Genomic DNA, 12,344 nt, shown 5'->3' on the forward strand with positions numbered 1-12,344 from the left:
ATGAATCAAACTTGAGCTGGAAATCAACAAAAAAGGAGCACCGCAGTGCTCCTGGCTATTTGGGTTTTATTGATTCTGATGGGGTATTTCTATAGTCTTGGAGCGCCAGCCATAATTGTCTCGCCAGCAAAATCCTCGTATTTCTCAAAGTTTTGGATAAAACCATAGGCAAGTTCCTTTGCCTTGAGGTCATAGGCGTGGGGGTCCTGCCAAGTCGACTTTGGATTCAATATTTCCCGAGGCACTGTGGGACAATCTTGGGGGACAAGTACCCCAAAAATCTCGTGGGTTACGTAGTCAACTCTATCCAGTTTACCTTCCAATGCGGCAGTTATCATTGCCCGGGTATAGGCCAGTTTCATGCGAGAACCAACGCCGAATGGACCACCCGTCCAACCGGTATTGACCAGCCATACGTTGACATGGTGCCGCTCCATCTTTTCCCCAAACAATTTTGCATAGGTTGTCGGGTGTAAGGGGAGAAATGCCGCCCCGAAGCAAGCGGAAAAGGTTGTTTTTGGCTCTGTAACGCCCATTTCCGTACCTGCGACTTTTGCCGTATATCCGGAGACGAAGTGGTACATCGCTTGGCTTTTGTTGAGTTTGGAAATCGGTGGAAGTACTCCAAAGGCATCCGCCGTGAGGAAAAAGATGTTTTTTGGGATTGGTCCAATAGACGGAAGTACGGCATTCGCGATATGGCGAAGTGGATAGGCGGCGCGTGTGTTTTCGGTGATGGTTTTCTCCTGAAAGTCGACTTTACGGGTTTTTGGGATGAATTTGGTATTTTCCACAATGCTGCCAAAACGGATCGCGTCCCAAATCTCGGGTTCCTTTTCACGGCTTAAGTCGAATACTTTGGCATAGCATCCCCCTTCGAAATTGAAGATGGAGTTTTCGTCCCAACCGTGCTCGTCATCGCCAATAAGTCCTCGGTTTGGATCCGCGGAAAGTGTTGTCTTTCCGGTTCCCGATAGTCCAAAAAAGATCGCTGCGTCTCCGTGCTTTCCAAGGTTTGCTGAGCAGTGCATCGGCAAAACCCCGTGTTTGATAGGAAGCAGGTAATTCAGGACGGAAAATATTCCTTTTTTCATCTCGCCCGCGTAGGCGGTACCGCCGATGAGGAGGATTTTTCTACTCAGGTGGATGATCGCGAAATTCTCCTGGCGGGTGCCATCCTCCCCCGGTATTGCCTTGAAATCAGGCACACAGATGATCGTGAAATCCGCCTTGAACTTAGCCAATTCTTCCTTGTCCGGTTGGATAAAGAGGTTGGCGCTGAAGAGATTGTGCCATGCCAGGGTATTGATTATCTTGATCGAAAGCCTGTAGTCAATGTTGGCCCCTGCAAATACATCCCTCACATACAGGTCTTTGTCAGCGAGGTACTTCAGTATTTTGCCGTAAAGTTTGTCGAATTTTTCCTCGGCAAACGGGATGTTGATATCTCCCCACCATACGGTGTCCCGGGTAGATTCTTCCCTGACAATAAAACGGTCCTTGGGAGACCGTCCGGTAAACTCGCCGGTCTCTACCATCAGGGCCCCTGAGTCGGTAAGACGACCTTCTCCGTTGGCAATAGCTAGTTCTACCAATTCAGCGGTTTCGAGGTTCCAAAAAATCCGGCCATTTGTATTTGGTACTGGGTGGGGTAGCGGTAAAATCTCAAGATTTTCCTGAAAAGTACTGGGGTGCATAAAGTAATATTTGGGTTTATAATCTGACTCAAATATAAAGAGAAAAGCTGCACATTTTTACAATAAAATGTCCATTTTTTCTTCATTCAATCGATTTCGAAAATATTATTTGGTCTATTTTTCAACGCTATTTTGGTCAGATTTTTTTGAGATTTATGCTTGCTAAATCCTTTTTTCACCTTCTGTTTGCCAATGGAAAATGTCAATAGAAGAAAACAAAAAAATCCCTTATCATTGTGGTTATATCTTGTTTCAAAAACCAAATAATCATCGCTTTGGAAAAAAATATACCTTCAAATTCAGCCACGGAGCGGATGGATCTCTATCCGGGACCAACCATGTTTGGCCACCCGAAAGGACTGATGACTTTGTTTTTCACCGAAATGTGGGAACGGTTCAGTTACTATGGCATGCGTGCTCTTTTGATTTTGTTTATGACGGCGACGGTAGCCGATGGCGGATTGGGTTTTGATGACAAGACTTCGGGTGCCATTTATGGATTGTACACCATGGGCGTCTATCTTTTGGCCTTACCAGGAGGATGGTTTGCTGACCGCTTGTTTGGGCTCAAAAAATCAGTTTGGTACGGTGGTATCATAATTGCCTTGGGGCATTTCACGATGGCCTTGCCTGGCATCTTCCATATGTTGGGAGACAGTGGCGAGGCCCGGGTGGGTTTGACGGCATTGGACACCAACTCGTTTTTCTTGGGATTGATTTTGATTGTGATCGGTACTGGGCTTCTGAAGCCTAACATCAGCTCGATTGTAGGACAATTGTACCCCTCGGGGAGTATCAAGCGTGACGCGGGATTTTCAATATTTTATATGGGGATCAACTTGGGAGGCTTTATCGCGCCATTGGCTTGTAGCGCTGTCGCGACGGTTGATTGGCATTTGGGCTTCGGTCTTGCGGGATTGGGGATGGTCATCGGTTTGGTGCAATACAGATTGAGTGGCAGTAACCTTGATGGATATGGGGAAGAGGTTGCATTTGATACGCCTGAGAAACAGCGTGAGAAGTCATTGATGGTAAAAATTTTCTTGGGAATTGGTGCCCTGGTCGTGTTTCTGATGGCGATGATATTCTTGGGCTTCGTCAAAGTGAATGCAAGCGTGATTGCAGAGTGGTCGGGGATTGTGTTTCTCGTGCTTGCTTATGCCTATTTGCTTTATGTCATATTTTTTGGAGGACTCAATTCGGACGAAAGGAAGAAAGTCACCGTCATCGGAATCCTATTCGTGTTTTCAGCCCTGTTTTGGTCAGGGTTTGAGCAGGCAGGTTCGACATTGAATTTGTTTGCTGAGCGTTTCACGGACCGTAACATGATGGGTTGGGAAATTCCTGCCGGCTTTTTCCAGTCCATCAACTCCCTGTTCATCATCATTTTTGCGCCCTTTTTTGGTGCGTTGTGGATTTGGCTTGGCCGTAGAAACATGGAGCCAAACTCTCCCTTGAAATTCGCTTTGGGCCTGATTCAGCTTGGCATAGGTTTTTTGGTGATGTATTTTGCGGCAAAAATTGCTGCTGCTGGTGATTTAGCCGCGCCAAACTGGTTGATATTCACCTATTTGCTGCACACATTTGGGGAATTGAGCTTGAGCCCTGTCGGATTGAGTCTTGTGACCAAGCTGGCTCCAAAGCGGTACGGTGGGCAGATGATGGGTGTTTGGTTTCTCTCCGTGGCGCTTGGTAACCTGTTTGCGGGATTGATTGCTGGCGAGGCAAGCGGTGGTACGGAGGAGGCGATTCTGCAGATGCCGGACCAATACAAGCTCATTGTCATGACAGCCATCGGTGCTGGCGGTCTGCTAATCCTCATCAGTAGTCCGCTTAGAAAATTGATGGGAAATGTAAGATAAAAAAAAAATGGCCCGAAGAGGGCCAATTTTTTTTAAGCTTTATGTTCAGACTATTTGTTGGTCTTCCTGAAATCCATCGCACTAAGTCCGGCACCCAGGCCAGCCAAGATGCATACAATCAATAAAAACAACTGAGCGCCTGATGCAAGCGGTGAACTGAATATTTCTAGTAACATATCTAAATTGATTTCTTTGATGAATCGCCCGAAAGATACTCCAGACTTTTTTTAGGACAAAATACTTCACAAAAAAAGCAGGGAGAACCAAGAGTTTCCTGCTTAGGATGCGGGCATGATTAGTCTAAATCATCTTCAAATTCATCTTCATCTTCGAAGTCATCATCGAATTCATCTTCGTCGAAGTCCTCAAAGTCCTCCTCTTCTGCAAACTCGTCCTCCTCTTCGAAGTCGTACACTTCGTCTTGGAATTCCTCTGCAAATTCGTCCTCGTCCTCAAGATCGTCGAAATCTTCAAAATCGTCGTCAAGTTCCTCCATAGTATGAATAAGGTTAATGGTTGATGTTATCAAATGGATTGATGTGCGCTAATTAAATCAAAATATATATTTATGCAAACACCTTATTCCTGTTATTTTTTTTCTGGATTTTCTTCTTTTTCCTTTCGCAATTTTCAAGCCATTGATTCTCCATGATTTCCGTCCATTTTTCCAAATAAAGGATCACGTCTTCTCGGAAATTTTTCTTCATTTGGATTCTGCGTTCGAACGGAATTTGGGACAGAATCATAGGGTCAGAGAGTTTTTCCAAATGCCTAAGATCTTCGATTCTGAGGCCTTTTTCAAGCAATTTGGAGATCATAAGGTCCATCGGATAGCCGCTACTTGGGCAGTATTCCAACAGTTGGTCATTCCAGTCCCCGCTTCGGGTCATCGCATGCCGATGGATTTCGTCTTTGGTCATGTAGATCAATTCTTGGGCCAGGTTGCCGCAATTGCAGCTGCCCATGTGGCCCCACTCGTATGCTGCACCGTTCTTAAGTTTGTCCACGGTTTTTCGCAGCGCAAAGATCAATTCAGGATTAGGTATAGCCATTACGCTTTTTTTCAAAAGTTAACCAATTAAAGGTGCAAGGTGTTTTTTGTGCTTCCAAAATTTGTTCCCAAAAAGTACAAAACCTGAATAAAAGAGAAGTACTGTGAATTGAACAAACTTGTTTGAAGAATCTGACCCTGAGTCTAGTTTACTCACACTTGGCCTCTACAAAAAGTTGGTTTCGAAAAAAAGCACTTTTTCGAGGCTGGAAAATTAACTCTCTGCGAAATCCGGGAAAATGTTGGTGATGTACTTCTTGATTAGTGGCTTAGAAAGGTACTTTTTGACCAATGTATACTTTTCGGCCTTCATCATATCTCTTTCATCTACGGAACTACTCAATATGTAGACTTCCGGCTGGATATTTTCTACCTTAAACTCCTCCAAAAAATCCCAACCTGTCATTTCAGGCATATTGAGATCCAAAAACAAATAATTTGGGTCGATTTGATAAATGTCCTGCAAAGCTTTGGACGCACTCTGGTACTTGAAGATCTTATGTGGGACCTTGATGTTTTTGGTTATCAGCCTTTCGGTCACGAAGGTGCTGATTGGGTCATCATCTATGAGAACGATCTTAAGCATTAACTACAAAATATTGGATTTGAAATACGATAAACACAATGCCAAATTACGAGTAATCTTTTCATTTACAACGTCGAAGAGTGAAAAAATTCCGATGACTCCTCTTTTTTTCAAGGATTGAATTTCTGTTTTCCTGTCAGCAATTCAAAAAACAGGATAAAATCGGATGCCAAACTGTAAAAAGGATATTGGAATGTAGCTGGTTTGTTTTTTTCAAAGAAAAAATGTCCCACCCAAGCAAAACCATATCCGACGATTGGTATTAGCCATAAAAGGCCGAAACGGCCCAGATAAATTGCGACTCCCAATATCACGAAGAGCAATGCGGTGCCTGTAAAATGTAGTTTTCGGCTCGTTGGGTTCATATGCTCGCTCAGGTAAAAAGGGTAAAATTCTTTTAGTGTTTTGAATCTTGCTTCCATGGTTCTATTTGGTTTGGGTTTCTTTTAAATAGGTGGCTATGATTTTTTCAGTTGATTTTGCAACCATTTTTTGTCGGTGTTTTGGACTACTCGTCTCAGAGACGGCGGTCAGGGTCATGACCCGTTTGTCAGAATGTGGGTCAATGAAATCGACTATCACTTGAAGCAATTCATAACTTTGTGTGGTTGAGGTGGTCATTTGTCTGTTGAAATAGGAAGGGTTGTAAACCCAAGGGTCCCACCACATGCGACTCCCCCACATGGGGTATTGGTTGGCATATACTTCTTTTTGGCGTGGATCCTGGTTGGAAGTGTAACGAATTAGGATTTCTGGATCTTCCCTGTCATAAGTAAGCCCGTTTTTTTCCAACAGTTGTTGAATCTGATCCATGGTGATCGCGTCCAGAAACCCATCTTTAAAGCCATTCCTTCCTAGCTCTTTGTTGACGATGACAAAGCTTCGATAATTTCTCGGGTTTTTTACTTCCATGTTTTCTTTGAAAATCTCAATAGAAGCGCAGGACATAGTCATGAACAAAGACAAAAGGACGGGAAATAATGCTTGAGGTAATTTTTTGGATCGATTGGTCATTTATTTTCGGCTATCTAGAAATCAATTTACTCCAAATTTTGAAAAAATGTTTTTAAAATGCGCTCATCCGATGGTTTTGACTTGCTCATCTAAGACCGACTCTTTTACAGCAACTTATTAATCCTTATTTTCGATTTTTCACTTAAAATCATAACTATGAAAAAACTTTCTACCCTTTTCGCATTTCTCTTGAGTATTCAGGTGGCTTTTGGTCAAGGGGAGGTTGCGGTACCTCAAGACACAGCGCCTGCGCCCAAAGACACAACTTATTGGGACAAACAGTTCAGCGTTGGCTTTAATTTCAACCAGGCTGCATTTTCCGGAAACTGGAAGTCGGGTGGTGTAAATTCCCTTGCTTTTGGTTCGATCCTGGATTGGAGGCTGAAATATGCCAAAGACCGATGGAGTTGGGATAGTCAACTCGAACTTATCTATGGTTTAGTCAAAAACGATGGACAGGAACAGTTCAGAAAATCAAATGACCGGATATTCTACGATACCAAGGTTGGCTACAAAATCAACAAGCATTGGGGATATTTTGCGGGTTTAAACTTCATCAGCCAATTCACGGATGGTTTTGATTTCACGGACAATGCAAATCCGCTGCTGATATCAAGGTTTTTTGCGCCTGCTTTCTTGACTACTGGCTTTGGTTTCGAGTACAAACCCAACAAAGATTTCGCGCTTCGCTTAGCGCCTTTTTCCCCGAGGTTTACCTTTGTCACAGACACGACATTGATCAACAATGTACCTACTAACTATGGTGTCGCGCGGGGCGAAACCCTAAGGACAGAATGGCTGGCTTTCCAAGTTTTTGCGACTTACAACAAGAAATTCAATGACAACCTGACTCTGAATTCCAGGTACCAGTTGTTTGCCAATTTGCAGGAATTTTCGTTTGAGACGATAGACCACAGGTTGGATTTTACCTTGATCGCCAAGATCACAAGATATGTTGATGTGACATTTACCAGCATCAACGTCTATGATATCGACATGACTGAGGGGATTCAATTTAGCCAGGCCTTGGCATTGGGCATAGTGTACAAAGTGAGTAACAAAAAGTAGGTTTTTTAACAGGTTTTTATCAAAATATTTTGAATTTTATATTTATGTAGTATTTTTGTTTCAATTGTGGTAGTTAAATAATAGTTGGTTTAGTTTTCATAAAAAGGGCAGGAGAGTTTCTCCTGCTTTTTTATTTTCCGGAGGCCTTGAGGCTGATTATGGGCTTGTTTGACATTGAAATTAGGTTTTCGGTAACACTAGGGGAGAAGTACTGCGCAAAGTCCGATTTGCCCTCGGTAATCGCTGCAATTCCGTCGTATTCCCCGTGTTCCAGGAATTGTATGATTCCCCGTTCGACACTCAGTGAATCCACGATATGGATGTCATAGTTGTAATTAGAATACTCTTTTAGAAACGATTTCCCTTGGTTGATGATATCATATGTCCCTTTGAAGTTGTTTGGGGTGTTGACATAGAGAATGTGAAGCTTTACTTTGAGTTCTTCGGCGAGGTGTTCGATTCTTTCGAATGATTTTCCCATTTCACTCTGGAAATTTGTCGCGAACACTAGGGTTTCCAATTTTGGATTTTCCATTTCCTTTTTGACAACAACCACCGGCATTTTTGACCTCCTAAGCATACTATAGGTGTTTGTCCCAATAATGTGGTCTCTAAATCCGTACTGTCCATGAGAACCCATCACTACGAGGTCAATATTCTCGTCCTCTGCGTATCGGTGGATTTTTTCATTCGTATTGTTGAAAATGAGCAATTTTGCCGCAGTAATCCCCATGCTCTCAGCTGCTTTTATGCGGGATTTAAGTGATTCCTTTGCTTTGGCAATGCTCTCCATGATCTCTGGAAACAAATGTTCCTGATCTTTCGTGAGTTTACTCCAATCTACGGGTGTGTGAATGATGTGTAGGTAGAGGAGTTCCGCGCCAGTTTTTTTTGCTAGGAACTCGGCATATTTTTCTGAAGCTTTGGCACATTCCGAAAAGTCGGTCGGCACGAGTATCTTTTTCATGGCTATTCGGGATTTGATGTTTGTTGAATTAAAAATATTCCAAAAAAATGACAGTTAACCTATTGTAAATCAGTCGGTAGAATGATAAAAATCAGTCAAAAAAACAAGAGCCTTGGCATTTGCCAAGGCTCTTGTGCACCCGGAAGGATTCGAACCCTCAACCCTCGGAGCCGAAATCCGATATTCTATCCAGTTGAACTACAGGTGCGGTAAAATTATCTGATTAGGACTCAGCGAGCGCCTTTTTTACTTTTTCGGCCGCTTCTTTGAGCGTGATTGCGGAAGATACTTTTAAGCCTGACTCATCGATGATTCTGGCACCTTCTTCGGCGTTTGTGCCCTGCAGACGTACGATGATGGGTACAGGGATATTTCCAATCGATCTGTAGGCTTCCACCACACCATTTGCGATACGGTCACATCTTACGATTCCACCAAACACGTTGATCAAGATGGCTTTTACATTTGGATCCTGAAGAATGATTCTGAAACCCGCTTCAACGGTCGTCGCATTGGCACCTCCTCCCACATCGAGGAAGTTGGCAGGCTCGCCACCGGAAAGTTTGATCATGTCCATGGTTGCCATAGCCAAACCGGCGCCGTTGACCATGCAGCCCACGTTTCCATCCAACTTGACATAGTTCAGGCCTGATTTGCCGGCTTCTACTTCCAGAGGATCTTCTTCAGCGACGTCCCTCAGATCAGCGAGGTCTTTATGTCTGTAGAGCGCATTGTCGTCCAAATTCACCTTGGCATCTACTGCTAGGATCTTGTCATCTGACGTCTTCAACACTGGATTGATTTCGAATTGGGATGAATCGGAACCGACGTATGCGTTGTAAAGGGAAGTGATGAATTTCACCATTTCTTTGAACGCATTTCCTTCAAGACCGAGTTTGAACGCAATTTTCCTGACTTGGAAGCCCTGCAAACCAAACTTGGGATCGATCCATTCCTTGATGATTTTTTCCGGATGCTTTTCGGCTACCTCTTCAATGTCCATACCGCCTTCGGTGGAGGCCATGATGACGTTGCAGCCTTTTCCTCTATCCAATAGAATAGAAAGATAATATTCCTTTGGTTCGGAAGCGCCCGGATAATATACGTCCTCCGCAATCAATACCTTGTTTACCTTCTTACCTTCTGCGCCAGTCTGGATGGTGACCAATGTGCCCCCAAGGATATCGGCTGCTTTGGTCGGAACATCCTCCTGCTTTTTTGCCAGGACGACACCACGAGAGCCCGTTTCTTTGATCTGGCCCTTTCCTCTGCCACCTGCATGGATTTGGGCTTTGATCACGTACCAGGAAGTTCCTGTCTGCTCGTTTAGCCCTTTTGCTGCTTCAAGTGCCGATTCAGGGCTGTCTGCCACGATGCCTTCCTGTATCCTGACACCATAGCTTTTCAAAAGTTCTTTCGCTTGATATTCGTGAATGTTCATCCTTGTGAAAATTTTTGCCCGAAGTTAAGGTCTGGGGTGGGATTTATCAAATCGGCCTTGGGTCTTTCGGCAAATAAATTGTCCGAACAGCAAGCGCGCTTGATCTAATTTTTATATTTGGCGGAGCAACGTTTGATTATGCTACGAGCAAAGGGAATTCAAAAGAACTATGGAGACCTCCAGGTACTCAAAGGGGTAGATGTGCACATCAAGGAAGGCGAAGTCGTCTCCATCGTAGGCGCGTCTGGGGCGGGGAAGAGTACTTTGCTCCATATTTTGGGTACATTGGATGAAGCTGATAGGGGAGAGGTATGGATCAATGGCATACAGGTCAACAACCTCAAAGGCGACAAACTCGCGGACTTCAGAAACCAGCAAATCGGATTTATTTTTCAGTTCCATAACCTGCTACCGGAATTTACGGCCGAAGAAAACATCATGATCCCCGGGCTCATCGGCAGAAAAGACCCGGCATCACTTAAAGCAAAAGCAAAGGAGTTGGCGGAGCTTTTGGGAATTGGAGGCAGGCTTGACCACAAGCCGTCCGAGCTTTCCGGTGGAGAGCAGCAGCGGGTTGCAGTGGCGCGGGCCTTGATCAATTCTCCAAAAGTCATCTTTGCCGATGAACCGAGCGGCAACCTTGATTCCAAAAGCGCTGAATCCCTCCACAAGCTTTTCTTTGATTTGAGAAAGAAGTTTGGACAGTCTTTCGTGATCGTAACCCACAATCAAGAGCTCGCACAAATGGCGGATCGAAAACTGGTCATGCAGGATGGGAAGATTTTGACTTGAGGTGTCTTTACCAAATTTCATCGCCTGGATAAATGAACCATTTTCAATTCAAGGTCATTTTTAAACAAAATTTTCTCAACCAAAATTGACTAGGCAGAGTATTCAACACATGTTGCTGGCAGGGATCCTTTTTTCCCTGATGAATGTCTCTGTCAAGCTGATTCCGCATATCCCTGCTATAGAGATCATCCTTTTCCGGTCTGTTTTCAGTTTGGTGATCACTTTTTTGGCGCTAAGGAGGCAGTCAATTCCAGTCTTTGGGAAAAACAAGAAATTGTTGATCCTGAGGGGAATGGCCGGATCGATTGGATTGATTGGTTTCTTCTATACGTTGCAAACCATCCCATTGGCAAGTGCCGTGACGATCAACTATCTCGGGCCGATTTTCACCACGATCTTGGGCATATTCATTGTAAAGGAAAAGGTCAAATCCCGGCAGTTTCTGTATTTCGGTTTGTCCTTTGCGGGCGTGATGGTAATTGAGGGCTTTGACCCTAGGATAGGAATGTTTGATTTGGGAGTTGGTCTTGTTGCTGCGATGGCCATGGGACTTGCGTACAACATTATCCGGAAATTGAACACCACAGAGCACCCGCTTGTGATTATGTTTTATTTCCCTTTTATCACAATACCGGTGGCGACTGTCGCGAGTTATTTTGTCTGGGTGGATCCGGTTGGTTGGGATTGGGCAATTTTGCTGGCAGTGGGCTTATTGACCCAATTTGCCCAGTATTTTATGACCTTGGCCTATCAAAATGCCCAATTGTCGAAGATTGCGAGTCTTTCTTATTTGGGAATATTCTACGCATTGTTTTTTGGATTCTTTGTTTTTGGTGAAACGTATAGCCTCGTTGTTTTTTTGGGTATGATTTTGGTTCTGATAGGAGTGGTTTTAAATATTTTCAAATAAATGGGTTACGTTTTGGCACCAAGAATCGACCTAGTGTAAATGAAGACGATTATCTATATCTTGTCGCTTTGCGGAATGGTGGTAGCTATGGCTTCCTGTGAGTCTTCGATATCGCCTGATGATGAAAATCCTGGGGGTGAGACTTTTTCATGCACATCTTTCTCTTATCCGGACACTATTTTTTATGTGTCGGATTCAGCGGAAAATATCATCAAACCCGTAAACCCTGCCGAAGGCACCTATACCGTATTTCCTGAAGGACTGGTCATTGATGAAGAGACCGGGGAAATCGACATCAACAAAAGTGAATCCGGGCTTCGCTACCGAGTTACGTTTCAGCCTGTTGGGAGCAGTCAAGTTTGCGAATTTGAACTTGTCATCGCGGGAATCAATTATGAGGACAAAGTCTATATCCTCGACCAAAACGATACCTTGGCGATTCCGATTTTTGATGGAAATAGAACGCTGTTAACGCCCTGTGATGACGACGATGACGATGATGACGACAACGATGATAACGACGACGATGACGACGATAGTTGTAAGTTTGACGATGATGAAGGTACCGGGGAGCCTAGTCTTGCTTCGCTTGGTATAAAAATTGGATCTTCCTCTGGAAAAATCAACCTGAAAAAGACACTGGAAAACGGTGCTTTTGGAGCCAGTCCGGTGAATGGGTCTAGGGTAGATGCCAAACTTTTTTACAGGTTGAACGACTCAAGCCTGAGGGCCAGAAATCGCATAGATATTCGGCTTTATTATTTTGAGAAGTTGTCTGATGTACCTCAGTCACTGCTTGACGAGATTGAAGAGAAGAAAAACTCCATCCTGAAAGTCAATGTCCCTGCAAGTTTGCCATTTGCAAGGGTGGCGGCTGAAAACCCAAAGGCCAAGCCAAGACCGCCTTATTTGGTTGTTGTAGGGCGCTTACAGTAGATTAGGAAAGCAGAAATTGT

14 protein-coding genes and 1 tRNA gene are annotated in these 12,344 nt (G+C 44.0%); 5 read left to right on the forward strand and 10 right to left on the reverse strand.

Features of this window, described 5'->3' with window-relative positions:
• Positions 1-89 precede the first annotated feature (89 nt).
• The gene (gene pckA / locus L0U89_RS15795) at positions 90-1,697 is read right to left on the reverse strand and encodes a phosphoenolpyruvate carboxykinase (ATP) (protein WP_234862403.1); all 1,608 of its coding nucleotides are present in this window, start codon (positions 1,695-1,697) and stop codon (positions 90-92) included.
• 314 nt (positions 1,698-2,011) lie between these two features.
• Here pckA and L0U89_RS15800 point away from each other — a divergent pair, with 314 nt between their 5' ends.
• Entirely contained in the window at positions 2,012-3,559 is a 1,548-nt protein-coding gene (locus L0U89_RS15800) for a peptide MFS transporter (protein ID WP_234862489.1), read from the forward strand.
• A 50-nt stretch (positions 3,560-3,609) separates the two neighbouring features.
• Here L0U89_RS15800 and L0U89_RS20485 read toward each other — a convergent pair whose 3' ends face one another.
• The 6 genes from L0U89_RS20485 to L0U89_RS15825 form a co-directional block, all read right to left on the reverse strand.
• The gene (locus L0U89_RS20485) at positions 3,610-3,735 is read right to left on the reverse strand and encodes a hypothetical protein (protein WP_008628604.1); all 126 of its coding nucleotides are present in this window, start codon (positions 3,733-3,735) and stop codon (positions 3,610-3,612) included.
• Positions 3,736-3,854: 119 nt separating this feature from the next.
• Entirely contained in the window at positions 3,855-4,055 is a 201-nt protein-coding gene (locus L0U89_RS15805) for a hypothetical protein (protein WP_008628606.1), read from the reverse strand.
• Positions 4,056-4,125: 70 nt separating this feature from the next.
• Positions 4,126-4,611: a hypothetical protein gene (locus L0U89_RS15810; protein ID WP_234862404.1), complete on the reverse strand. Its 486-nt coding sequence runs from the start codon at positions 4,609-4,611 to the stop codon at positions 4,126-4,128.
• Positions 4,612-4,824: 213 nt separating this feature from the next.
• The gene (locus L0U89_RS15815; RefSeq protein WP_008628608.1) at positions 4,825-5,196 is read right to left on the reverse strand and encodes a response regulator; all 372 of its coding nucleotides are present in this window, start codon (positions 5,194-5,196) and stop codon (positions 4,825-4,827) included.
• A gap of 110 nt (positions 5,197-5,306) precedes the next feature.
• Positions 5,307-5,618 (reverse strand): Mpo1-like protein, encoded by a 312-nt coding sequence (locus L0U89_RS15820; RefSeq protein ID WP_008628609.1) that lies wholly within the window; start codon positions 5,616-5,618, stop codon positions 5,307-5,309.
• Between the two features lie 4 nt (positions 5,619-5,622).
• On the reverse strand, positions 5,623-6,108 hold the full coding sequence (locus L0U89_RS15825; RefSeq protein WP_234862405.1) for a DUF4136 domain-containing protein: 486 nt from the start codon (positions 6,106-6,108) through the stop codon (positions 5,623-5,625).
• Positions 6,109-6,366: 258 nt separating this feature from the next.
• Here L0U89_RS15825 and L0U89_RS15830 point away from each other — a divergent pair, with 258 nt between their 5' ends.
• The gene (locus tag L0U89_RS15830; protein WP_234862406.1) at positions 6,367-7,278 is read left to right on the forward strand and encodes a DUF3078 domain-containing protein; all 912 of its coding nucleotides are present in this window, start codon (positions 6,367-6,369) and stop codon (positions 7,276-7,278) included.
• A 130-nt stretch (positions 7,279-7,408) separates the two neighbouring features.
• Here L0U89_RS15830 and L0U89_RS15835 read toward each other — a convergent pair whose 3' ends face one another.
• The 3 genes from L0U89_RS15835 to sucC all read right to left on the reverse strand — a co-directional run bounded on the left by L0U89_RS15835 (position 7,409) and on the right by sucC (position 9,686).
• Entirely contained in the window at positions 7,409-8,245 is an 837-nt protein-coding gene (locus tag L0U89_RS15835; RefSeq protein ID WP_234862407.1) for a universal stress protein, read from the reverse strand.
• Positions 8,246-8,379: 134 nt separating this feature from the next.
• Positions 8,380-8,453, reverse strand: a tRNA-Arg gene (locus tag L0U89_RS15840).
• Between the two features lie 15 nt (positions 8,454-8,468).
• A complete protein-coding gene (gene sucC, locus L0U89_RS15845) occupies positions 8,469-9,686 on the reverse strand; it encodes an ADP-forming succinate--CoA ligase subunit beta (protein ID WP_234862408.1) in 1,218 nt (405 codons plus the stop codon).
• Between the two features lie 138 nt (positions 9,687-9,824).
• On the opposite strand from sucC, the gene L0U89_RS15850 reads away from it, so the two are divergent.
• The 3 genes from L0U89_RS15850 (at position 9,825) to L0U89_RS15860 (ending at position 12,324) form a co-directional block, all read left to right on the forward strand.
• The gene (locus tag L0U89_RS15850; RefSeq protein ID WP_234862409.1) at positions 9,825-10,478 is read left to right on the forward strand and encodes an ABC transporter ATP-binding protein; all 654 of its coding nucleotides are present in this window, start codon (positions 9,825-9,827) and stop codon (positions 10,476-10,478) included.
• Between the two features lie 85 nt (positions 10,479-10,563).
• Positions 10,564-11,388 carry a DMT family transporter gene (locus L0U89_RS15855; RefSeq protein WP_157198543.1) on the forward strand — a complete coding sequence of 275 codons (825 nt, stop codon included), beginning with the start codon at positions 10,564-10,566 and terminating at the stop codon, positions 11,386-11,388.
• A gap of 39 nt (positions 11,389-11,427) precedes the next feature.
• Entirely contained in the window at positions 11,428-12,324 is an 897-nt protein-coding gene (locus L0U89_RS15860; protein ID WP_234862410.1) for a hypothetical protein, read from the forward strand.
• Positions 12,325-12,344: the final 20 nt, after the last annotated feature.

It is taken from the genome of Mariniradius sediminis, assembly GCF_021491425.1.
GTDB classification, from domain to species: domain Bacteria; phylum Bacteroidota; class Bacteroidia; order Cytophagales; family Cyclobacteriaceae; genus Mariniradius; species Mariniradius saccharolyticus.

Excerpts from the sequence above, each read along its gene's own strand:
- L0U89_RS15800 (WP_234862489.1), top strand. The coding sequence starts at position 2,012 with ATGGATCTCTATCCGGGACCAACCATGTTTGGCCACCCGAAAGGACTG.
- L0U89_RS15850 (WP_234862409.1), top strand. The coding sequence starts at position 9,825 with ATGCTACGAGCAAAGGGAATTCAAAAGAACTATGGAGACCTCCAGGTA.
- L0U89_RS15805 (WP_008628606.1), bottom strand. The coding sequence starts at position 4,055 with ATGGAGGAACTTGACGACGATTTTGAAGATTTCGACGATCTTGAGGAC.
- L0U89_RS15835 (WP_234862407.1), bottom strand. The coding sequence starts at position 8,245 with ATGAAAAAGATACTCGTGCCGACCGACTTTTCGGAATGTGCCAAAGCT.
- pckA (WP_234862403.1), bottom strand. The coding sequence starts at position 1,697 with ATGCACCCCAGTACTTTTCAGGAAAATCTTGAGATTTTACCGCTACCC.
- L0U89_RS15820 (WP_008628609.1), bottom strand. The coding sequence starts at position 5,618 with ATGGAAGCAAGATTCAAAACACTAAAAGAATTTTACCCTTTTTACCTG.
- L0U89_RS15815 (WP_008628608.1), bottom strand. The coding sequence starts at position 5,196 with ATGCTTAAGATCGTTCTCATAGATGATGACCCAATCAGCACCTTCGTG.
- L0U89_RS15860 (WP_234862410.1), top strand. The coding sequence starts at position 11,428 with ATGAAGACGATTATCTATATCTTGTCGCTTTGCGGAATGGTGGTAGCT.
- L0U89_RS15825 (WP_234862405.1), bottom strand. The coding sequence starts at position 6,108 with ATGGAAGTAAAAAACCCGAGAAATTATCGAAGCTTTGTCATCGTCAAC.
- sucC (WP_234862408.1), bottom strand. The coding sequence starts at position 9,686 with ATGAACATTCACGAATATCAAGCGAAAGAACTTTTGAAAAGCTATGGT.
- L0U89_RS20485 (WP_008628604.1), bottom strand. The coding sequence starts at position 3,735 with ATGTTACTAGAAATATTCAGTTCACCGCTTGCATCAGGCGCTCAGTTG.
- L0U89_RS15830 (WP_234862406.1), top strand. The coding sequence starts at position 6,367 with ATGAAAAAACTTTCTACCCTTTTCGCATTTCTCTTGAGTATTCAGGTG.
- L0U89_RS15810 (WP_234862404.1), bottom strand. The coding sequence starts at position 4,611 with ATGGCTATACCTAATCCTGAATTGATCTTTGCGCTGCGAAAAACCGTG.